The sequence below is a fragment of the Amycolatopsis heterodermiae genome (genome assembly GCF_034929455.1).
Taxonomy (GTDB): domain Bacteria; phylum Actinomycetota; class Actinomycetes; order Mycobacteriales; family Pseudonocardiaceae; genus Amycolatopsis; species Amycolatopsis heterodermiae.
The window spans coordinates 939,124-959,143 of sequence record NZ_JAYFSI010000002.1 but is presented as its reverse complement, the minus strand read 5'-3'; the positions used below and the strand labels follow the sequence as shown (position 1 = coordinate 959,143).

Genomic DNA, 20,020 nt, shown 5'->3' with positions numbered 1-20,020 from the left:
ATGCCCACCTCCTCACCTCGGGCGCGGGTCCAGCGGACCGAACGCTGGTTCCTCCGGCGCGGGACCCCGACGATGATCGCCGGGTACGGCTTCACCGAGCACGTCCTGCCCCGGATGCTGCCCGCGCTGGTCTTCGTCACGCTCGCGAGCCTCGCCTGGCTCGTCCCGCTCAAGACCGCCGGCTCGGGCCGGTGGGTCCTGCTCGGTGTCGTCGTCGCGGTGACCCTCGCGGCCTGGGTGACGATCTCCCTGTTCGTCCGGCGCCTCCCCCGGTTTTCCCCCGCCGCGACCATCGCCATCCTGGTCACCTACGCCGCGATGCCGGTCGCCGTCCCGCTGCTGCAGCTCGCCTTCGACGGCGCCATCACCCTCCCAGGCGCCCGCGCGCTGGGCGTTCTCGCCTTTCTGGTGTTCTTCGCCGCCGTCTTCGCGGCCACCTACCTCGCCACCACCTACGGCTTCGGCACCCTCGTGCGCCAAGCCGTCCAGCAAGCGATCACCGACCTCCGCAACAGCGTGCAGGTCCTCGGCCGGGCCCTGCCGGTCCTGCTGTTCGTCACCCTGTTCCTCTTCTTCACCGGCGAGCTGTGGCAGCTGATGAACCAGCTCGCCTGGTGGCGCCTCACCCTGGTCGTCGCCCTCTTCGGTGCGGTCACCGTCCTCGCCGCGGCCGCCCGCCTGCGCGAGGAGATCGGCCGGGTCGAGCAGGACTTCAGCCCGCCCATGCTGACCGCCGCCTGCGCCGGCACCCCGCTCGCCGCCGTCACCATCGACGGGCCCATCCGCGCGGTCAGCCTCAACGGGCGCCAGAAACGCAACCTGCTGCTGATGCTCGCCACCCGCCAGCTCGTCCAGGCCGCGGTCATCGGCCTCGCCCTGTTCGGGTTCTTCGTCCTGCTCGGCGTGATCATCGTGACCCCCGCCGCGGCCGAACAGTGGATCGGCAGCCCGCCGGCGATCTCGCCGCTGCTGCCCGGCGTCCCGGTCGCCCTGCTGCGCAACGCCACCCTGCTCGCGGGCTTCGGCAGCATGTACTTCGCGGTCACGTCGATGAGCGACACCGAGCACCGCAAGCAGTTCTTCGCCCCGATCATCGACGAGATCGAGCGCACCCTGGCCGTCCGCGCCGTCTACCTCACGCTCGACACGAGCGCCGTCACGCCGTGACGGCGGGACCGCAGCGTCATCGGGTCGGTGTCGCCGTCCCGATGATCAGCGGGTGCACCACCGACGGCATCCCGCGCCAGCTTGCCGTGCTCATGTCCTCGATGTCGAACCGCTGCTTGACGAGGGCGATCGTGTCGCGGTCGCATCGGCAGCCCTGGGCGAACGCCGCCCACGGACCCGCCAGGCGGGTCTGCCTTCGTGCCAGCTTCGGGTCCTCCGCGCGGACGTGCTCGCAGAACAGCAGCCGTCCGCCGGGGCGCAGCACCCGCGCCAGCTCGGCCAGCACCCGGTCGACGTCGAGGACCGTGCAGAGGACCAGCGTCGACACCACCGTGTCGACGCTGGCGTCCGCCATCGGCAGCGCGTCGGCGGCGGCCTGCACCGGCCGCATCCCGGCGTGCCCCCGCACGCGCTTTTCGAGCCGCCGGTACATCGCCGGGACGGGCTCGGTCAGCACGACCTCCGCCGTCTCCGGGTAGTGCTCGACGTTGAGCCCGGTCCCCGCCCCGATCTCGACCACCCGTCCGTGCGCGCGCCGCAGCAGCTCCGCGCGCCGGACGGCCAGGCCCTGCCGCTCCCCCCGGCGCAGGAACGGGTCGTACAGGACCGCCCCGAACCGTTCCCAGAGCCCGTCCCGCGCCCCCGTGCTGTCCCCTCCGGCCATCGTTCCTCCTCCGCATCGCTGATACGCGCAGCACATCAGCCACCGCCCGCCCGCCGCATCACCCGCCCGTGCCATTCCGCGCACTGGCCGGAACGGGCCACGGCCTAAGCTGGGGAAATGCCGGGGCAGGACCAGGTCGTGCGTTTCACAGGTGGCCCAGACGATCGCCCGGTCGCCTGGGCCGCCGTCGGCGCGGGCCCGCCGCTGGTCGTCGGCAGCTGGTGGTGCGGGCACCTCGAACTGGACGGGCGGAACCCGCTGTTCCAGCGGTTCGGCGGCCTGCTCGGCGACCGGTTCACGCTCGTGCGCTACGACCGGCCCGGCGTCGGCATGTCCGACCCCGCCGGGCCCCTGATCACCTCGCTCGCCGAGGAAGTGGCCGCGTTGAGCGCCGTCGTCGACGCGGCCGGGGAAAAGGTGAGCCTGTTCGGCGGGTCGTCCGGGGGCTGCGCCGCGATGGCCTACGCGGCGGCGCACCCGGACCGCGTGGAGCGGCTCGTCCTGTACGGCAGCTACGCCCGCGGCACCGAAATCGCCTCCCCGGAAGCGCGGGAGTCCTTGCTGGCGCTCGTGGGACGGCATTGGGGCGTGGGCTCCCGGATCCTCGCCGACCTGTTCCTCCCGACCGCGACCGCGGCGGAGCGCGACGAGTTCGTGCGTTTCCAGCGCGCCGCCCTGTCCGCGGAGAAGGCGGCGCGCTCGCTTGCGGCGGTGTACGCGTTCGACGTCCGAGACGTGCTCGCCGCGATCGAGGTCCCCACCCTCGTCCTGCACCGCCGCGACGACCGCGCGATCCCGTTCGCCCTGGGCCAGGACGTCGCCGCCCGCATCCCGGGCGCCACCTTCGTCCCGCTCGACGGCACCGACCACCTGCCCTGGCGCGGGGACGCGGACGCGCTCGTCCGTCCCGTGCGGGAGTTCCTCGGCGCCGGCCGGGCCCGCGTGCCGGGCTCGCCGCTTTCCGCCCGCGAACTCGACGTGCTCCGCCTGGTCGCGCAGGGGTTGAGCGATCAGGAGATCGCGCGCCGGCTTGGGATCAGCGCCCACACGGCGCACCGCCACGTGTCGAACATCCGCGGCAAGCTGGGGGTGTCGTCACGAGCGGCGGCCGCCGCGCACGCCGCCACCGCCGGGCTGCTCTGACCCACGGGCCACGCGATCAGAGCCGCGGGCCAGACGCCGGTTCGGGCTGCGCGTGCCGCGGCCGCAGCACGGCCCAAACGATCTTGCCGCCCGACTGCCGCGGCGACCAGCCCGCGGCGTGCGCCAGGTGCGCGACGAGCCGAAGGCCGCTTCGTGGCGCCGGCGACTTCCGGCCGGGCCGGGGCAGCGCCACCGGACGCGCGTCGTCGTCGGCGACCGCGACGGTCAGCCGTCCCAGCCGCAGCTCCAGGCGCAGCCGCGCCGGGGACCGCGCGTGTTCGGCGGCGTTCGCCACCAGTTCACCCGCTACGGTGACCGCCGGCGCCGCCATCGGCTCGATGCTCCAGTTGCCGCAGGTGTCCGCGACGAACGGGGCCGACGCGCCCACGCTGCGCGGCGACGACGGCAACCACAGCTCCGTGCGGCGACGCGGTGGCGGCTCGCCCAAGCTGGCCAGCGCGTCGAGCACGGTCGGGCGAACCGAAACGAACCGCCGCATCGGGCCGTGCCGCGACAAGGCCGCGTGCGCCGGTCCGGGCACCACCACCAGCGCCACCGTCGACCACTGCGAGATCCGCAGCCACACGGCGACGAAAACGCTCGTCAGCCGGTCCTGGGCGATCTCGAGCTCCTCGAGGTCGACGATCACCGCACGGGGCTGGTCGGCCGCGCACTTGAGCAGCACGTCACGCAGCGCCCCGTAGGCACCGATGTTCAGCACACCGGACAGGCGAACGATCGTCGTCCCCTGCAGCTCGGACAGGTCCCAGTCGAGCGGGCTGTCCGCATCCATGCCGTAGCTCGCCGCCTTTTGCCTGGTAGAGCCCGGATCGCGCGCCGCCGTGATCCCTTGTTCGCACGGCGCAAGCAGAAACCCCAACGCTACGTGCGGATCAGCCGACGGTGGCGGTGAATCCTGCGGATTCACTCGATTCGGTGGCAACGACAGTCGGGTTGCTTCTTTGCGTAACACTCGGCCGCATCAATCGGCGTAACGGCACCCGACCGCGGAGAACGTCCTTAAAGGACTACTCCGCGTGGCCGGCCGGCCGCGTCCCGCCGCGGGCGACCACGACCGGGCAGAGCGCGTGGGACATCACCGCCTGGCTGGTCGATCCCAGGGCCAGTGCGGCCAGCCCGCTGCGGCCGCGGCTGCCCACCACGAGCAGCTGCGCGCGGTCGGCCAGGTCGAGCAGGGCCTGGGCCGGGCGGCCCCGCTGGACCAGGCGCTCGACGTGGACGTCCGGGTACTGCTCCTGCCAGCCGGCCAGGCGCTCGTCGAGCAGTTCCTGCGCCGACTGCTCGATCGCGTCGCCGTCCATCGTCCGGCGGCCTTCTTCGAAGAGCCCGGCCAGGAACGTGTCGTGCCAGGCGTGGACGGCGACCAGGGGCGCACCACGCCACGACGCCTCGTCGAACGCCACCGCGATCGCGTCCTCGCTCGCCGGGGTGCCGTCGACGCCGACAATCACCGGCCCGTCGACCGGGGGCTCGTCTTCGGCGACGTGCGGGCGGATCAGCGCGACCGGGCACTTCGCGTGCGCGGCCAGAGCCAGGGACGCCGAGCCGAGCAGCACGCGCGCGGCCGCCGACTGGCCGGGCGTGCCGAGCACGATCATCGCCGCGGTCTCCGACTCGGCGAGCAGGCCCTCGGCCGGCTGTTCCGGGCGAAGGACGACTTCGGGTTTCACGTCCGGCGCGACCTCGGCCACGGCGGCCCGGGCCGCCTCGAGCAGCCGCTGCCCGCGCGCGCCGACCAGTTCGTAGAGCTCTTCGAAGTTCCCGCCGGTGTGCGGGTAGGCCACCGGCAGCTCTTCCGTGGCGTGCACCAGCCGGAGCCCGCGACGGCGCGCCGCGGCCGCACGCGCCGCCCAGCGGACCGCCGTCAGCGCCGCGTCCGATCCGTCGACTCCGACCACCAGGTCTGCCGCCGAGCTCGCCATCCGAGTGCCTGCCTCTCCGTGTCCGGGACCGACGTCCGAGCCGAGTAAAGCACCGAACGCCACCCTCGGCTGGCTACGCGTCGTCGTCGGGCAGGACGGCGTCCGGCGGGTACACCCAGGTGATGCCCAGCGATCCCAGGCCGCGTTCCACGAGGTCCTGCCGGATCTGGTGGGTGGTGCAGCCGCCGAAGACCAGGTGGGTCAGGCGCATGCTGTCCGCGTCCGGCCCGGGCACGGCGATGAGGCTGAGGACGCCGTCGCCGTGGTCGTAGTGCCGGACCTGTTCGCCGGGGCTCGCGTACTCCGCTTCGATCTTGGCTTCGTAGTCGGCGCGCCCGCCCTCGATCAAGGTCGCGAACAGCTCGTCGACGAGCGCCTTGACCTGCGGCGGGTGATCGATGTGGTGCGTGATCAGCGTGCTCCGACGCCAGCTGCCGTCGCCGTGTGCGGTCATGGGGTGTCCTTCCTGGTGCTCGTCACGGTGCGATGCCCAGCAACGCCGCCTCCAGCGCGATCAGGATCTCCGCGGTCGCCTTCGGGTCGCTCAGCGAACGGCCGGTCGCCGACTCGATCCGGCGCAGGCGGTGGCGGACCGTGTTGGGGTGGCAGAACAGCACTCCCGCCGCGCTCGACGCCGATCCCCCGTTGTCCCGCCACGCGGCCAGGGTTTCGAGGAGGACCTTGCCCTGCTCGGCGGGCAGCTCGAGGATCGGGCCGAGCACGGCCTGCCGGACCCGCTGCATCGCGTCGGGCGCGCTGACCGCCGCCACGGCGAGGGGGAAGTCGTCGAACATCGTGACGTGCGGGGCGCCGGCGACGGTGCTCGCCAGGGCGATGCGCGCGAAGCGCAGCGCGGCCGCCGTCTCCGTCAGGGCCGGGTACGGCGGGCTGACGCCGATCCGGCTGCGCGCCGACGCCGCCAAGGTCGCCTTGAGCGGACCCAGGTCGGCGTCGTGCTCGAACCGGACGATGCCGATCTGCGCGTCCGGCAGCAGCCGCCAGGCCGACCCGATCCGGCGGGTCCGCAAGCGGTTCTCGATGCCGGGCAACGCTTCCTGGGCCAGCTGCACCGATTCCGCCGCGACCACGACGAACGGCCCGCGTTTGGGCAGGCGAAGGACGTCGGCGACATCCCAGACGGACGTCTCGTGCAGCGGCCGTCCCTCCAGCAGGGCGCCGACCAGCGCCGACCGCTCGCCCTCGTTCCGCAGCACCAGGGCCATCGTCGTCTCGCGGTGCGCGGCGGCCATCTCCTCGGCGAAGGTGTCGTGTGCGGACCACAGGTCGGAGGCCGCGTCCACCAGCGCCTGGTTCGAGACCTGCTGCTGCGCCCGGGCGTGCAGCACGAGGCTGTGCCAGATCTGGCTGAACAGGACGCGGAACGCCGCCATGACGACCGCCAGCGGCACCCCCTGCTCGGCTCGCCGGGCACCGGTCGTCCGGGCCGCGGCGACGTCGGCGAACCGGTCCTCGCGCAACGACCGGAGGACGTATTCGAGGTTGCCCCGCACGGACTGCCTGAGGTCCTCGGCCGAAACGACGCCGCGCGTGGAGTAGAACTCGACGCGGGCCTCGATCGCGGACGCGATCTCGTCCGCGAACTCGTCGATGGTGCCGAGCAGCCGGCCGGCGAGGGCCACGAGCGCCGGATCCGGCGCGCCCGTGGCCTCGCGTCCCGTCACCAGGTCAGCCTAATGCTTCTCGCGCTTCGGCCGCGGCGACGATCAGCTCGATCGTCTCGGCCGGTTTGCTGATCATCGCGACGTGCGAACTGGCGACCTCCACCGTGTGCGCACCGGCGCGCTTCGCCATGACCCGCTCGGCCTCCGGCGGGATCGTGGCGTCGTCGGCGGCCACGAGGTACCAGCTCGGGATGGCGCGCCAGCCGGGCACCCCGGACGGCGTGGACAGGCAGGACAGCGCGAACCCGCGCTGGGCGACCCCCATGAAGGCGGCGAGGTCGGCGTCCAGGTCGGCGCAGAACAGCCGGTGGAAGAACTCGAGGTCCAGGTAGCCGTCGGCGTCACCGTCGGGCGCACCCGGGTAGGGACGCCGGACCAGGTGCTCACCCAGCTCGGTCGTCCCGCCGCCCAGCGCGAGGGACTCCAGCAACGTCTCGCCCTCGTCCGGCGCGAACGCGGCGACGTAGACCAGCGCCCGCACGCTCGGGTTGCCCGTGCTCGCGTTGGTGATCACGCAGCCGCCGTACGAGTGGCCGACGAGCACGACGTCGCCCTCGATCGCCGACACGAAGTCCCGGACGTACGCGGCGTCGGCGGCGACCCCGCGCAGCGGGTTGGCCGGGGCGAGGACCGGGTAGCCGCGCTCGCGCAGGCCGTCGGCCACAGCCTGCCAGCCCGAAGCGTCGGCGAACGCGCCGTGGACCAGGACGACGGTGGGGAGTGCGGGAGCGGTCATGACGAGCCTCGTTCCGGTTCGGGTGAAAGGGTTGCCGCGCTCCACGGTGCGGCAGGCCGCCCGTTCGCGCGATGTTCCCGATCACCCGGAATGAGCCCGTTCGTTGTCCGCCCGGACAAGGGGACGGCTACCTGGTCGCGGCGTCGAAGAAGTTCTCCAGCTCGGCCCGGACGTCGGGTCCGCAGGGCTGGAACACGATCTCGGTGACGCCCCGGGCCGCGACCTCGTCGAGCCGCTGCCGGAGCTCGGCGCGCGTGCCGCTCATCGTGACGTCCCGCAGCATCGTGTGGCCACCGGCCTTCCACGCCGCCTGGTCGGCCTCCCCCAGGTCCACGCAGTGTCCGGAGTGGACAGTCAGGTGCCGGCGCTCCGGCACCGTCCGCTCCACCACGTCCATCCACTCCGCGCCGCCCGGGAGGGCGCGCACGGCGTCGGCGCCACCGAACTCGTAGGCACCGTGGTAGGCCAGCGCCCAGCCGGGTCCCGCGGCCTGGCGCGCGTGCTCGCTGTCGGTGCCTTCGCCCTCGCCGAGCACCGTGCCCCACACGAGGTAGGGCACCCACGAGTACTGGCTCACGAACTCGGGTAGCTGCAACGTGACGTACAGCCCGTCGCCGAGTTCCTGGGCCACGCGGTGTCCCTTGGGTCCCAGCGCCCCGATCAGGACGGGGACGTCGATGGGCCGGGCGGGGGCGTGGCCGTCCGGGTGCAGCATCTGCATCTGCGCGCCCTCCCACTCGACGACGTCGCCGCGCAGAAGGCCGCGGTAGGCCCGGATGTAAGCCTCCATGTAGGACCAGGTGATCGCGCGGTAGCCCATGGCGCGGCGGCCGGTGAACCCGGTGCCGAAGGAGACCGCGACGCGGCCGGGCGCCAGCGCGGCGAGGGTGGCGGTCGCCGCGGCGTTGACCATCGGGTGCCGCAGGCTCGGCACGAGGACGCCAGGGGCGAGCCCGATTCGCTCGGTCCGCTCGGCGGCCAGCGCGAGCGTCATCCACACGTCGGTGCTCTGCTGCGGGGTGTCGTAGACCCACGCCCGGGTGTAGCCCAGCTCTTCGGCCAGTGCGATGTGGTCCGGGGAGTCGAGTGCGGTCGGGAAAGCGCAGGAGACGTCCATGACGACCCTCCAGGTGCTCGTCGGATCAGGGCAGGCCGGCGTGCGGGACCTCGACGTCGACCGACAGGAGCTGGGCCTCGCGGACCGGACGGCGTTCGTGCTCGGGGAAGGACGGCGCCGCGCAGAGGAACAGCGTCCGGCCGTCTTCGCCGCCGAGCATGCAGGCGAAGACCCCGGTGCCGGGGCTGATCTCGTCGAGGATCTTGCCGCCCTCCTGGACCCGGATGACGCGGTTGTGGACGGCGTCGGCCACCCAGATCGCGCCCTCGGCGTCGGCGCAGATGCCGTCGGGGGCCACCTCGAGCTGCTGCACCGCTTCGCCGACGTCGTCGGTCTGCGGGGTCTCCCCGAACTGCGCCCAGACGCGCCGGCCGCTCAGCTCGCCGTCCTCGCCGATGTCGAAGGCGGTCAGCCGCCCGGCGAAGGTCTCGGCGACGACCAGGACGTTGCCGGGCAGGAGCACCATGCCGTTGGGGAACCCGAGGTCCTCGGCGGCGACGGAGACGCTCCCGTCCGGGTCGACGCGGGTGAGCGTGGTGTAGCGGACCGCGGCGCCGCCCATGAGGTCGAAGCCGAAGTTGCCCACCCAGGCGCGTCCGCGCTCGTCGACGACCATGTCGTTGAGCACCCCGGAGACCACGCCGGACAGGTCGGCGTACTCCGTCAGCTCCCCGGATTCGTCGCGCACGAGGAGACGGTGGTCGCGCATCGACACCACGAGCAGGCGCCCGTCGGGCAGGAACCCGAGGCCCGAGGGCTGCGCGGGGACCTCGGCGACGACGTCGGTGTCGCCGTGGCCGTCGATCGCCACGACCTTCTCGGTGTAGAAGTCCGACACCCACAGCCGCCCGTCGTGCCACCTCGGGCACTCAAGGTAGGAAAAGCCTTCGGCGACAACCGTCGGCTGCCTGGTCGCGGACTGTCCCATCGCGACACTCCTCACGTCTTCGTCGACGTCTTGGTTCCGGCTAACTGAGCGCCCAGTTACCATGACTCCGAGGCCGGGAGGTGTCAAGTGGCGAAAGAGCGCCGCCGGGGCGGCGGCAGGCACCCGGCGTCGGCCGCGATGGAGCTCACGACCAACCTCGGTCCCGAGACGGTCCCCGGCGAGTTCTGGGGCGAGCACACCTCCCCGGTGGCCCGCGCACTGCTGTCGTCAGCCGTGCAGTGCTTCGCCCGCAAGGGTTTCCACGCCACCACCACCCGCGACATCACCGCCGTCGTCGGCCTCAGTCCCGGTTCGCTGTACGTGCACTTCGCTTCGAAGGAAGCCGTGCTGTTCCACATCGCACGGACCGGTCACGAGCGTGCCCTCGCGGCGCTGACGGCTGAGCACGACGACGGCGAACCCCGGCGTCACCTCCGGCGCCTGGTGGCCGGGCACGTGTCCTGGCACGCCCGCCACCACACCGTCGCGCGGGTCTGCCAGTACGAACTGGCGGCGCTCGAACCGGATCACCTCGGCGAGGTGCTCGACCTCAGGCAGCAGTTCTCCGCGTTGGTGCAGGCCGCTGTGGAACGCGGAGTCCACGAAGGCGTTTTCGACGTGCCCGACGTCGACCGGACGGTGCGCGCGATCCTGTCGCTCGGCATCGACCTGGTGCGCTGGTACCGCCTCGACGGCGCGGACTCCCCCGACACCCTCGGCGAGTCCTACGCCGAGCTGGCCGCCCGGATGGTCGGCTCCTCCTCTAAAGGCTGACGCCGCGGTTTCACCGCCAGGGCATGTGCTGCAGGCACCAGGTGTTGCCGTCCGGGTCGGCGAAGTACGCGTAGAACACGCCACCCATGTCCTCGACGGCACCGACCTCGACACCACGCTCGACCAGCTGGGCGCGGGCCTGCTCGATGTCGGCGACCACCAGGTGCAGCCCCCGCACGGTGCCCGGGGACATGACCATGGCCTGCACGCCCTCGGTGAGGGAGATCGAGCAGGCCGAGCCGGGCGGGGTGAGCTGGACGATGCGCACGCCGTCCACCGGGCGGACGTCCACGTCGAGAACGAAACCGAGGGCGTCGCGGTAGAACCCGATGGCACGGTCGATGTCCGTGACCGGCACGGGGACGAGTTCGAGCAGGTACGCGCCGGGAAGCACGGGCGGGTGGGCGGGGTCGCCGACGACGGCCGTGGGGTCGGCGGGGATCTCGGTGACGGGGTCAGGCATGAGCGTCTCGTTTCTCTTGGTCCAGTACGGAAGCGAGGCGGTCGTACGCCTCGCCGGCGCCGCGCCGCATCGGGGTGCGCACGACCTGGTCGCGGATTTCCGGTGACGGGTACTGCGCGGTGACGGTCATGGTGGTGCGGCCGCCGGTTTCGGCCAGCACGGTCGTGACGAGCGCGGCGCCTTCGGGCCAGCTGCGGTGGATCTCGGTCTGCACGAGCCGCCCGGGTGGCTCGACGTCGCGGAACTCGCCGTACATCTCCATTTCCGCGCCGCCGGGCCCGAGGCTGACGAACCGCCACGCGCCCCTGGGCCGCAGGTCGACGTCGCAGGCGGTCAGGTGCCAGCCGTGGGCGCCGTGCCAGCGGCGCAGCAGTTCGGGCCGGGTGAGGGCGGCGAAGACGAGGCTGGCCGGCGCGGCGAAGTCCCGGGTGAGCACGAGCCCGGCGGTGCCCGTCTCGGTGACCCGGAGTCCCGGGAGCGTCATGGCTGCAGGTCCTTCAGGAGGTCGTCGAGCTGCCGGTAGCTGGCTTCCCAGTAGTCGCGGTAGCCGGCCAGCCAGGCCGTGGCCGCCTTGAGCGGCTCGGCCACCAGGTGGCACGGCCGCCGCTGGGCGTCCCGGCCGCGCTGCACCAGCCCGGCCCGTTCGAGCACCCGGAGGTGTTTCGACACGGCGGGCTGGCTCATCGCGAAGGGGGCCGCGAGCTCGGTGACGGTCGCGTCGCCGGTCGCGAGCCGGGCGAGGATGGCCCGCCGCGTGGGGTCCGCGAGGGCCGCGAAGGTCGCGTCCAAGGTGCTGCTGGTGCCCATTGATAACCTCTCGGTTCCATAACCAAGTGGTTTTATATCCGGGCGGCGCGGGGTTGTCAACGGGCACCGGCGGCGCGGGCGGCGCGACGGGACAGCTCGGCGAACGCCGCACGCAGCTCCGGCGGCCCGATCACCTCGATCTCGGCGTCGAAGCGGGCCAGCCCCGCCGCGAGCGCGGCCCAGGACCAGGCCCCCGACGTCAGCCTGGTCCGGGCCGGGCCGAGTGCCTCGACGACGCCGTCGCCGGCGAACGGCGCCACCTCCGCCGCCGGCAGGCCGAGGATCACCTCGCCGCGGCAGGGCCAGGTGTCGGCGCTCTCGGAACCCTTGAACCGGGCCGAAAGGAACGCGGCCACGTCACCGCCCGGAACTTCGCGGGGACCGAACCGCGGCCCGTTCGGCACCCGCGGGGTCATCCGGTCGGCGCGGTAGGTCCGCCAGTCGTCGCGGTCGGGATCCCAGCCGACGACGTACCAGCGCCCGCCCCGCACCACCAGGTGGTGGGGCTGCACCCGGCGGGGCGGGCCCGGCTCGGCGTCCTCGGGCCGCCCCGGCGAGCGGTAGTCGAACCGCAGCTCCTCCCCCGCGCGGACCGCGGCGCTCAGCGTGAGCAGCACCCCGGTGTCGACCTGGGGATCGGCGGCGCGCCCGGCCGCGGCGACCTCGAGGGCGTCGACGCGCTGCCGCAGCCTCGACGGCAGCACCTGCCGCACCGTGGCCAGGGCCCGCGCGGCCGCCTCCTCGATGCCCGCGCCCGTCCCGACCGCGATCCGCAGCGCCACGGTGAGCGCGACCGCCTGCTCCTCGTCGAACAGCAACGGCGGCATCTGGCTGCCGGCCTCGAGCCGGTAGCCGCCGTCGGGGCCCTTGACCGCATGGACCGGATAACCCAGCTCGCGCAACCGGTCGACGTCGCGGCGCACGGTCCGCTCGCTGACGCCCAGCCGCTCGGCGAGCAGGCCACCCGGCCAGTCACGGCGGGCCTGCAGCATGGACAGCAGCGACAGCAGCCGGCTGGACGTGGTGGTCGAAGCGGCGATCGGCATGGTTCCACCATGACACAAGTAGCGGACGTTCCCTGTCCGCTACTGCTGACATCGTCGGTCTCAACGCCGGAGACCTCCGGCACCACGAACCACTCGCGAAGGACCGGAACCCATGTCGCTCAACGCTGTCACCCACCTGAACTTCCACGGCCAGGCCCGCGAAGCCCTGGAGTTCTACCAGTCGGTGTTCGGCGGGCAACTCACCGTCGCCACCTACGCCGACTTCGGGATGCCCGCCGAGGTGCCCGGCGCCGACCACGTCGTGTTCGGCCAGGTCGTCGCCGACAACGGCTTCCGGGTCATGGCCTACGACGTGCCCGGCGCGCACACGCCGGCCACCCCGGGTGCGCCCACGACGTACCGCGAAAACGGCACCACGATCACGAAGGAGCCGTTCTTCCTCTCCGTCCGCGGCGAGAGCGTCGACGAGGTCACCCCCGTGTGGGAGGGCCTCGCCAAGGGCGCGAACGTGATCGAGGCGTTCGGCCCCGCCCCGTGGGCGCCCGGCTTCGGGATGCTCGCCGACCGCTTCGGCGTCACCTGGATCGTCGACGTCGCGGCCTGACCTTCCCCCGGGGAGTGCGGCCGGCCCCGGCCGCACTCCTCCCCTCCCCCGAAGGAACCCCCATGCAGACCCGCCCGCTCGGCCGGACCGGCATCCAGGTCAGCGCCTACGCGCTGGGCACGATGATGTTCGGCCCGTACGGCAATCCCGACCCCGACGACTGCGTCCGCATCGTCCACCGCGCTATCGACGGCGGCGTCAATGTCATCGACACCGCCGACGTCTACGGCGGCGACGGCGAGTCCGAGAAGATCGTCGGGAAGGCCCTGCGGGGCCGCCGCGACGACGTCGTTCTCGCCACGAAGTTCAACGGCCCCATGGGATCCGGCCCCAACCGGCGCGGCAGCTCCCGCCGGTGGATCGTCACCGCTGTCGAAGGATCGCTGCGCCGGCTGGGTGTCGACCACATCGACCTCTACCAGGCCCACCACCCCGAACCCGGCACCGACGTCGAGGAAACCCTTGCCGCGCTGACGGATCTGCTGCGCGCGGGCAAGGTCCGCGCGATCGGCCACTCCAACCTGCCCGCGTCGGACATCGTCGAAGCGCAGTGGGTGGCCGAGCGGCGCGGGCTGGCGCGCTTCCGGTCCGAGCAGCCGCACTACTCGATCCTCAACCGCGGCGTCGAACGCGAGATCCTGCCGGTCTGCGAGCGCTACGGGCTGGGTGTCCTGGTGTGGAGCCCGCTCGCGATGGGCCTGCTGGCCGGCCGCCTCCGCAGGGGCAGCACCGAAACGGCGTCGGCCGGCCGGCTGCACTGGGCGCGGCAGCACATGACCGACGAACGCAAACTCGACGCCGTCGAGGCCCTCGCCGGGATCGCCGACCAGGCCGGGCTGTCATTGCCCCACCTCGCGCTGGCGTTCGTGACCGCCCACCCCGCGGTGACGTCGGCGATCATCGGCCCGCGCACACCCGAGCAGCTGGACGACCTGCTCGCCGGAGCCGGCACGCACCTCGATGACGATTTGCTCGACCGCATCGACGAAATCGTGGCACCGGGAACCGACGTCGGCCCAATCGACGTCGCGTACGTCCCGCCGGCGCTCGCACAACCGGAACTCCGCCGCCGAATAATGCGTTGACTCGGGAATTGACCTGAGCGATGATACGTCTACACACAAACCGAGGAGCAGCCATGAGGACCATGCGAACGCGACGGATGTATTGTCTCGTCGCCGAGCTGGAAACCTCGGCCACCGTTGGCTCCCCGCCATGACGTGAGACGCGTCAAGGCCCTTGGGAGCCGCCCGTCGGGAAACCGATCCGGGCGGCTTTCGCTATTTCGTGCGCCCGGAAATTGTTTTCCGACGCTGTTTCTTTGGCATCTACACAGTTTCGACTCCCCCTCCACAACAATGGCGCGTTGGTCAGGGTTCGACTCCCGGACGCGCCACGCGGCTCTAGCCCAACGGCAGAGGCACCTGGTTCAGAACCAGGCCAGTCGGGGTTCGAATCCCCGGGGCCGCACGCGAAACACCCGGCAAGGAGACCGGGGCGCCACGCGCGCGGTTCGGCAACCAGCCCGGACTCATAACCCGGGCCCGACGTGGGTCGGCACCACGGCGCGCGACCACGGACCAGGCCCCGCCTGGTCCCCCGGCCCATCGCACGACGGTCGTGACGCGGCCTGCAAAGCCGCGGTGAACACCGGGTTCGACTCCCGGGTGGGCCTCTCCCCCACGTCCGCACCACCGTGCGGATCAACCGGTACTAATCTTGCGCCATGGCCACCTCGCCGCTCCCCGTTCAGAAGCGGGCCTGGGACACGCGTGAACGCATTCTGGCCGCCGCCGTCACCTGCCTCGCCGAGGACGGCTACGCCGCCACCACCACTTCGCGCATCCAGGAACGCGCCGGGGTCTCGCGCGGGAGCCTGCTGCACCAGTTCCCGTCCCGCGACGACCTGCTGATCGCCGCGGTGCAGCACCTGGCCATCCAGCGCTCCGGCCAGGTCGGCGTGCCCGAGGCGGCCGGGACGATCGACGACGCGATCGAGCAGATCTGGCTCACCTTCCACGGCCCGCTCTTCAAGGCCGCCCTGCAGCTGTGGGCCGCGGCGCAGCACAACCCGCAACTCGCGGCCGCACTGCGACCCCCGGAGCACGAGCTGGGCCGGCACATCCGCGAGCTGATCACCGGCCTGTTCGGGCCGGAGGTCGTCGCGCATCCCGCCTTCCCCGACTTCGCGCCCGTGCTGCTGGCGAGCATGCGCGGCGTCGCCCTGACCTACACCTTCGAGCCGCGCGACCACCGGAGCGACCCGAACCTCGCCGCGTGGAAGCGGCTGGCCCACCGCCTTCTCGACCCGCAAAACTAGTACGCCTTGACTATTTAAGTCCGACCCAGCAGGCTGCGGACATGACAAGCGTCGCCTTCCCGCGCGTCCGCACCGAGAACGACGTGGTCCAGGGCCTCGAGATCGACGGCCTGCACCACTTCCGCAACATCCCCTACGCCGCCCCGCCGTTCGGGCCGCGCCGGTTCCGGCCGCCGCAGCCCGCCGCGGACTGGGACGGCGTCCGCGACGCCACCGAGCCCGGGCCCGCCCCGCCGCAGGTGGCGGAGGAGAACCCGCTCGGCGCGATCTACGCGGTGCCCGAGACCGGCGAGGACTGCCTGACCCTCGAGGTGTGGACGCCCGATCCCGGCAGCGCGAGCCTGCCCGTGATGGTGCACATACACGGCGGCGGCTACATCTACGGCGCCGGCTCCCTGCCCGGCTACAGCGGCAAGAACTTCGCGCGCGACGGCGTCGTGCACGTCGGCATCAACTACCGGCTGGGCATCGACGGCTTCCTGTACCTCGGCGACGGGCACGACAACCTCGGGCTGCGCGACCAGTCCGCGGCGCTCGCCTGGGTGCAGCGCAACATCGCCGCGTTCGGCGGGGACCCCGCGCGGGTGACGATCTTCGGGCAGTCCGCCGGTGGTGTCAGCGTGATGAACCAGCTCGCACTGCCCGCCTCCCGCGGCACGTTCGCCGGCGCGATCGCCCAGAGCGGGTGTTCGATGGCGTCCGTGGACGCCGACGAGGCGTGGCGCGTGACCCGCCAGGTGGCACGCGACCTCGGGGTCGCGCCAACCGTGGCCGGCCTGTCGTCGGTCAGCCTGGAGCGCACGGCGACGGCGTCGTTCAAGGCGTTGAAGCGGTACGCGCTGGGCCTGGTCCGGGGCGATCGCCGGGCGCTGCTGCTCAGCCCGTTCCGCGGGGTGCACGGCACGGAGTTCCTGCCGGCGAACCCGGTCCGGAGCGCCGGCGGCACGCCCGGGGTGCCCCTGCTCGCCGGAACCGCGGGCAACGAGGCCGCGCCGCTGATCGACGGCATCGCGAGCGTCGCGGGGCCGGTGGCGCCGTTGATCCGCCTGGGCCTGCGCCGCACGCTCGGGATGGACGGCCCGACCGTGCGCGCCTACCGCGAAGGCCGCCGCCGCGTCCGCGGGCTGGCCGCACTCGTCGAGGCCGGCTGGTCGGACTGGGGCTTCCGGATCCCGACGATCCGGCTGCTCGAAGCGCGCCCCGAGCCGTCGTGGCTGTACGAGTTCCGTTGGCAGCGCGAAGGAATCCCGCCCGGCTCCGGCGCGTTCCACGCCGTCGACCTGCCGTTCGTGCGCGACGACCTCGAGACGGTCATGGCGCTGGGCGAGCCGGCGATCGCCCTGTTCGGCACGCACCCGCCGCGGGAGCTGGCGCGGCGCGTGCACGCCGACTTCGTCCGCTTCGCCACGACGGGCGATCCCGGCTGGCCCCGGTACGAGCGGAACGACCGGCAGACCATGGTCTACGACCGGGAATCCCAGGTCGTCCCGGACGCCGCGGGCGCCGAGCGAGCCGCCTGGGACGGCCGGCGGTAGAGCTGGGTGTTCCCTTTTGAGTGATTCTGAGCGATAGTGGTCGAGTCTGAGTTTTACAACGTTGTAAACCTGCGGGAGGACCCGATGCGCGGGCGACTGTCCTGGGGAAGTCTCTGGCTGGCCGCGGCGGCCCTGCTCGCGCAGGCGGCGCTCGGCGGGGTCGCGGACGCGGCCGAAGACACCGCCCGTCCGGCACCCGGGGGCGGGACGCACTTCCTCGACCACTCCGCCGCCCTCGCCGGGTACGCCGATCCGGCCTGGTACGAGGCGAACATCCCGTTCGTCGACCTGCCCGACGCCACGATGCAGAGCGTTTACTACTACCGCTGGCGCGTCTTCAAGGAGCACCTGCGCTACACCGACCCCGCCGACGGCTGGATCTCGACGGAGTTCCTCGACTGCTGCGGTTACGCCGCGCCCTACCAGGCGATCAACGCGGCCGCCGGGCACCAGCTGACCGAAGGGCGCTGGCTGCGCGACCCGGGCTACGGCCAGGACTACCTCAAGTTCTGGCTCACCGGTCCCGGCGCCGGCCCCAAGCCGGCCACCGACGACGTCAACGCCGACACCACCGACTGGGCGCACGAGTACAGCGTCTGGCTGGCCACCTCGGCCTACGGCCAGGCCCAGGTGAGCGGGGACTTCGCGCCGCTGCGCGAGCTGCTTCCGGCTCTGGTGCGCCAATATCGCGGCTGGGACAAGCAGTTCAACGCCGACCTGGGCCTCTACTGGTCGGTGCCGGTGTGGGACGCCATGGAGTTCTCGGCCTCGTCGTACGAGTCGCCCGAGCCGTACCACGGCGGCGCCGGCTACCGCCCGACGCTCAACTCCTACCAGTACGGCGACGCCGTCGCGATCAGCCGCATCGCGGACTCGCTCGGCGACCACAGGCTCGCCGGCGAGTACGCCCAGCGCGCCGCCAAGCTGAAGGGGGCGTTGCAGAAGTGGCTGTGGGACCCGAAACGCGGCTTCTACTACGCGATGGCCCGTGACGACAACCCGGACCACCGGCTGTCCGGCAGCCGCGAGCAGATCGGGTACCTCCCGTGGATGTTCGGCGCCGCCCAGCCGGCCGACGCGACGGCGTGGTCCCAGCTGCTCGACCCCAGCGGGTTCGCGAGCGCCTTCGGGCCGACCACCGCCGAGCGCCGCAGCCCGTTCTTCATGAAGGACGCCGGCTCGTGTTGCCGCTGGGACGGACCCAGCTGGCCCTTCGCCACCTCCCAGACCTTGACTGGTCTCGCCAACCTGCTCGACGACTACCCGGCCCAGCGCACGGTGTCCAAAGAGGACTACGCCGCGGCACTGGCCACCTACGCCCGGACGCAGACCAAGAACGGCAAGCCGTACGTCGCCGAGGCGCACGACCCCGACCGCGACGCGTGGATCTACGACGGCCAGAACCACAGCGAGGACTACAACCACTCCACCTACACCGACCTGGTCCTGTCCGGGCTGATCGGCCTGCGCCCGCAAACCGATGACACGCTGCAGGTCCGGCCGCTCACACCGTCCACATGGGACCACTTCGCCGCCGAAAACGTGCCGTACCACGGGCACAACGTGACCGTGCTGTGGGACCGCGACGGCAAGCACTACGGCCAGGGCGCCGGGATGCGCCTCTACGTCGACGGACGGCTCGTCCAGCGCTCCGCGACGCTGCGGAACACCACCATCGACGTCGGCCGCACGCGGGTCGCGCCGGGGAACGACCTCGTCAACGACGCCGCCAACCCGCTGCGCACCGGGTATCCCCGGCCGATCACCTCGTACACGTTCCCCAACGACAACGCGTGGAACGCCGTGGACGGCAAGGTCTGGTACAACGAGGTGCCCGAGAACACCCGTTGGACGAACTACGCCTCACCGAACGCGAACGACTTCTACGGCGTCGACTTCGGCGCGCCCACCCCCGTCGGCGACCTCCGCTGGAACGGCTACGACGACGGTGGCGGCGTCAAACCGGCCGCCGCGTACCGCCTGGAGTACTGGACGGGGTCGGCCTGGCAGGAGGTCCGCGAGCAGGCGAGCCCGGCAGGCAACGGCGTCAACCGGATCACCTTCCCCACCGTGACCACCAGCAAGGTCCGGCTCGTGTTCACCAACCCGCCGGGTGCCTTCGTCGGCGTCACCGAGTTCCAGTCCTGGACGCCGTCGAGCCCGGACGCGCGGATCACCGCCGGGCCCGCCAACGCGAACGGCGTCATCACGGTCAGCCGGAGCACGCCGCTGACCGTCACGGTCCGCAACACGACGTCGAGCCCGCTCATTTCGCCACGGGTGAGCCTCGCCGTGCCGGACGGCTGGTCGGCGGTGCCGGCCGGACGGCCCGCCGCCACGATCCCGCCCGGCCAGTCGCGAACGTGGGCGTTCACCTTGACGGCACCGGCGGGAGCCGAGCCGGGCAGCGCCGCGGCGTTGACCGCGACGGCGTCCTACCGCGGGCCGGGTGGCCGCGCGGAAAGCACGCACCAGCGCCAGAACCTCCAGATCGCCCACCCGGCCGGGCAGCAGAACCCGGTCGGCGCCTGGACCTTCGACGAAGGCGCCGGCATCGTCGCCCACGACAGCGCAGGCACCCACGACGCCACGTTGGTCGGCACGCCCGGGTGGGTCCCCGGCCAGGCCGGCACGGCCCTGCAGCTCGACGGGTCGAGCCAGTACGCGGAGACGAGCGGTCCGGTCCTAGACACCACCGGGAACTACTCGGCGGGTGCCTGGGTCCGCCTGGACCACACGGGTTCGTGGGCCACGGCGGTCAGCCAGGACGGCAACCCGAGCAGCGCGTTCTACCTGCAGTACTCGGCGGCCGACGACCGGCTGGCGTTTTCGACCAGCTCGGGCCGGGCCCTGTCGGACGCCGCCCCGCAGCCGGGCCGCTGGTACCACCTGGTCGGAGTCCACGACGCGGACGCGGGCACGTACGTCCTGTACGTCGACGGCGTGGCGCAGGCCAAGACCTGGAGCCAGCCGGCCGGCGACGCCGCCCCGGGCCCGCTGGCCATCGGCCGCGCGGTATCGGGTGGTAACCACAGCGACTTCTGGCCCGGCAGTGTCGACGGTGTCCAGGTGTGGAACCGGGCCCTGACCGCGAGCGAGGTCAAGGCGGCGGGGTAGCGCAGAACAAGAC

20 protein-coding genes and 1 tRNA gene are annotated in these 20,020 nt (G+C 72.4%); 9 read left to right on the top strand and 12 right to left on the bottom strand.

Features of this window, described 5'->3' with window-relative positions; translation table 11 throughout:
- Positions 1 to 1,167, top strand: coding sequence for a hypothetical protein (locus VA596_RS14805; RefSeq protein WP_323327285.1), 1,167 nt, complete (start codon positions 1 to 3; stop codon positions 1,165 to 1,167).
- Positions 1,168 to 1,183: 16 nt separating this feature from the next.
- Here the strand turns inward: VA596_RS14805 and VA596_RS14800 are convergent, their stop codons facing one another.
- On the bottom strand, positions 1,184 to 1,831 hold the full coding sequence (locus VA596_RS14800; protein WP_323327283.1) for a class I SAM-dependent methyltransferase: 648 nt from the start codon (positions 1,829 to 1,831) through the stop codon (positions 1,184 to 1,186).
- Between the two features lie 138 nt (positions 1,832 to 1,969).
- Between VA596_RS14800 and VA596_RS14795 the strand changes: the two genes are divergently transcribed.
- Entirely contained in the window at positions 1,970 to 2,974 is a 1,005-nt protein-coding gene (locus tag VA596_RS14795; RefSeq protein ID WP_323327281.1) for an alpha/beta fold hydrolase, read from the top strand.
- Between the two features lie 16 nt (positions 2,975 to 2,990).
- On the opposite strand, the gene VA596_RS14790 is transcribed toward VA596_RS14795, so the two are convergent.
- The 7 genes from VA596_RS14790 to VA596_RS14760 form a co-directional block, all read right to left on the bottom strand.
- Positions 2,991 to 3,767, bottom strand: a complete 777-nt coding sequence (locus tag VA596_RS14790; RefSeq protein ID WP_323327279.1) for a hypothetical protein — start codon at positions 3,765 to 3,767, stop codon at positions 2,991 to 2,993.
- A 235-nt stretch (positions 3,768 to 4,002) separates the two neighbouring features.
- Positions 4,003 to 4,917, bottom strand: coding sequence for a universal stress protein (locus VA596_RS14785; RefSeq protein WP_323327277.1), 915 nt, complete (start codon positions 4,915 to 4,917; stop codon positions 4,003 to 4,005).
- 73 nt (positions 4,918 to 4,990) lie between these two features.
- On the bottom strand, positions 4,991 to 5,371 hold the full coding sequence (locus VA596_RS14780; RefSeq protein ID WP_323327275.1) for a hypothetical protein: 381 nt from the start codon (positions 5,369 to 5,371) through the stop codon (positions 4,991 to 4,993).
- Positions 5,372 to 5,393: 22 nt separating this feature from the next.
- On the bottom strand, positions 5,394 to 6,599 hold the full coding sequence (locus tag VA596_RS14775) for a PucR family transcriptional regulator (protein ID WP_323327273.1): 1,206 nt from the start codon (positions 6,597 to 6,599) through the stop codon (positions 5,394 to 5,396).
- Positions 6,600 to 6,603: 4 nt separating this feature from the next.
- Positions 6,604 to 7,335, bottom strand: coding sequence for an alpha/beta fold hydrolase (locus VA596_RS14770; protein WP_323327271.1), 732 nt, complete (start codon positions 7,333 to 7,335; stop codon positions 6,604 to 6,606).
- Positions 7,336 to 7,462: 127 nt separating this feature from the next.
- On the bottom strand, positions 7,463 to 8,452 hold the full coding sequence (locus VA596_RS14765; RefSeq protein WP_323327270.1) for an LLM class flavin-dependent oxidoreductase: 990 nt from the start codon (positions 8,450 to 8,452) through the stop codon (positions 7,463 to 7,465).
- Between the two features lie 25 nt (positions 8,453 to 8,477).
- Complete coding sequence (locus tag VA596_RS14760) at positions 8,478 to 9,380, bottom strand: SMP-30/gluconolactonase/LRE family protein (RefSeq protein ID WP_323327268.1); 903 nt, start codon at positions 9,378 to 9,380, stop codon at positions 8,478 to 8,480.
- A gap of 87 nt (positions 9,381 to 9,467) precedes the next feature.
- Between VA596_RS14760 and VA596_RS14755 the strand changes: the two genes are divergently transcribed.
- Positions 9,468 to 10,154 carry a TetR/AcrR family transcriptional regulator gene (locus tag VA596_RS14755; protein WP_323327266.1) on the top strand — a complete coding sequence of 229 codons (687 nt, stop codon included), beginning with the start codon at positions 9,468 to 9,470 and terminating at the stop codon, positions 10,152 to 10,154.
- A gap of 10 nt (positions 10,155 to 10,164) precedes the next feature.
- Here VA596_RS14755 and VA596_RS14750 read toward each other — a convergent pair whose 3' ends face one another.
- From VA596_RS14750 to VA596_RS14735, 4 genes are read right to left on the bottom strand one after another with little or no spacing between them, the layout of a single operon-like run.
- The gene (locus tag VA596_RS14750) at positions 10,165 to 10,617 is read right to left on the bottom strand and encodes a VOC family protein (protein WP_323327264.1); all 453 of its coding nucleotides are present in this window, start codon (positions 10,615 to 10,617) and stop codon (positions 10,165 to 10,167) included.
- Positions 10,610 to 11,101, bottom strand: coding sequence for an SRPBCC family protein (locus VA596_RS14745; RefSeq protein WP_323327262.1), 492 nt, complete (start codon positions 11,099 to 11,101; stop codon positions 10,610 to 10,612). Before VA596_RS14745 ends, VA596_RS14750 begins: the two co-directional genes overlap by 8 nt.
- Positions 11,098 to 11,424: an ArsR/SmtB family transcription factor gene (locus tag VA596_RS14740; RefSeq protein ID WP_323327260.1), complete on the bottom strand. Its 327-nt coding sequence runs from the start codon at positions 11,422 to 11,424 to the stop codon at positions 11,098 to 11,100. The genes VA596_RS14745 and VA596_RS14740 overlap by 4 nt, the downstream gene beginning before the upstream one ends.
- Positions 11,425 to 11,480: 56 nt before the next feature.
- Positions 11,481 to 12,470, bottom strand: coding sequence for a helix-turn-helix transcriptional regulator (locus tag VA596_RS14735; protein ID WP_323327257.1), 990 nt, complete (start codon positions 12,468 to 12,470; stop codon positions 11,481 to 11,483).
- 112 nt (positions 12,471 to 12,582) lie between these two features.
- Here VA596_RS14735 and VA596_RS14730 point away from each other — a divergent pair, with 112 nt between their 5' ends.
- From VA596_RS14730 to VA596_RS14705, 6 genes are all read left to right on the top strand, one after another.
- Positions 12,583 to 13,035, top strand: coding sequence for a VOC family protein (locus VA596_RS14730; protein WP_323327256.1), 453 nt, complete (start codon positions 12,583 to 12,585; stop codon positions 13,033 to 13,035).
- 62 nt (positions 13,036 to 13,097) lie between these two features.
- Positions 13,098 to 14,120 carry an aldo/keto reductase gene (locus VA596_RS14725; RefSeq protein WP_323327254.1) on the top strand — a complete coding sequence of 341 codons (1,023 nt, stop codon included), beginning with the start codon at positions 13,098 to 13,100 and terminating at the stop codon, positions 14,118 to 14,120.
- A 312-nt stretch (positions 14,121 to 14,432) separates the two neighbouring features.
- Positions 14,433 to 14,505 (top strand) — tRNA-Leu (locus VA596_RS14720).
- A gap of 256 nt (positions 14,506 to 14,761) precedes the next feature.
- Positions 14,762 to 15,355, top strand: coding sequence for a TetR/AcrR family transcriptional regulator (locus VA596_RS14715; RefSeq protein WP_323327252.1), 594 nt, complete (start codon positions 14,762 to 14,764; stop codon positions 15,353 to 15,355).
- Positions 15,356 to 15,396: 41 nt separating this feature from the next.
- Positions 15,397 to 16,890 (top strand): carboxylesterase/lipase family protein, encoded by a 1,494-nt coding sequence (locus VA596_RS14710; RefSeq protein ID WP_323327250.1) that lies wholly within the window; start codon positions 15,397 to 15,399, stop codon positions 16,888 to 16,890.
- Positions 16,891 to 16,974: 84 nt separating this feature from the next.
- Complete coding sequence (locus VA596_RS14705) at positions 16,975 to 20,007, top strand: MGH1-like glycoside hydrolase domain-containing protein (protein WP_323327249.1); 3,033 nt, start codon at positions 16,975 to 16,977, stop codon at positions 20,005 to 20,007.
- Positions 20,008 to 20,020 lie beyond the last annotated feature (13 nt).

Excerpts from the sequence above, each read along its gene's own strand:
- VA596_RS14805 (WP_323327285.1), top strand. The coding sequence starts at position 1 with ATGCCCACCTCCTCACCTCGGGCGCGGGTCCAGCGGACCGAACGCTGG.
- VA596_RS14800 (WP_323327283.1), bottom strand. The coding sequence starts at position 1,831 with ATGGCCGGAGGGGACAGCACGGGGGCGCGGGACGGGCTCTGGGAACGG.
- VA596_RS14790 (WP_323327279.1), bottom strand. The coding sequence starts at position 3,767 with ATGGATGCGGACAGCCCGCTCGACTGGGACCTGTCCGAGCTGCAGGGG.
- VA596_RS14785 (WP_323327277.1), bottom strand. The coding sequence starts at position 4,917 with ATGGCGAGCTCGGCGGCAGACCTGGTGGTCGGAGTCGACGGATCGGAC.
- VA596_RS14780 (WP_323327275.1), bottom strand. The coding sequence starts at position 5,371 with ATGACCGCACACGGCGACGGCAGCTGGCGTCGGAGCACGCTGATCACG.
- VA596_RS14770 (WP_323327271.1), bottom strand. The coding sequence starts at position 7,335 with ATGACCGCTCCCGCACTCCCCACCGTCGTCCTGGTCCACGGCGCGTTC.
- VA596_RS14765 (WP_323327270.1), bottom strand. The coding sequence starts at position 8,452 with ATGGACGTCTCCTGCGCTTTCCCGACCGCACTCGACTCCCCGGACCAC.
- VA596_RS14760 (WP_323327268.1), bottom strand. The coding sequence starts at position 9,380 with ATGGGACAGTCCGCGACCAGGCAGCCGACGGTTGTCGCCGAAGGCTTT.
- VA596_RS14750 (WP_323327264.1), bottom strand. The coding sequence starts at position 10,617 with ATGCCTGACCCCGTCACCGAGATCCCCGCCGACCCCACGGCCGTCGTC.
- VA596_RS14745 (WP_323327262.1), bottom strand. The coding sequence starts at position 11,101 with ATGACGCTCCCGGGACTCCGGGTCACCGAGACGGGCACCGCCGGGCTC.
- VA596_RS14740 (WP_323327260.1), bottom strand. The coding sequence starts at position 11,424 with ATGGGCACCAGCAGCACCTTGGACGCGACCTTCGCGGCCCTCGCGGAC.
- VA596_RS14735 (WP_323327257.1), bottom strand. The coding sequence starts at position 12,470 with ATGCCGATCGCCGCTTCGACCACCACGTCCAGCCGGCTGCTGTCGCTG.
- VA596_RS14730 (WP_323327256.1), top strand. The coding sequence starts at position 12,583 with ATGTCGCTCAACGCTGTCACCCACCTGAACTTCCACGGCCAGGCCCGC.
- VA596_RS14725 (WP_323327254.1), top strand. The coding sequence starts at position 13,098 with ATGCAGACCCGCCCGCTCGGCCGGACCGGCATCCAGGTCAGCGCCTAC.
- VA596_RS14715 (WP_323327252.1), top strand. The coding sequence starts at position 14,762 with ATGGCCACCTCGCCGCTCCCCGTTCAGAAGCGGGCCTGGGACACGCGT.
- VA596_RS14710 (WP_323327250.1), top strand. The coding sequence starts at position 15,397 with ATGACAAGCGTCGCCTTCCCGCGCGTCCGCACCGAGAACGACGTGGTC.
- VA596_RS14705 (WP_323327249.1), top strand. The coding sequence starts at position 16,975 with ATGCGCGGGCGACTGTCCTGGGGAAGTCTCTGGCTGGCCGCGGCGGCC.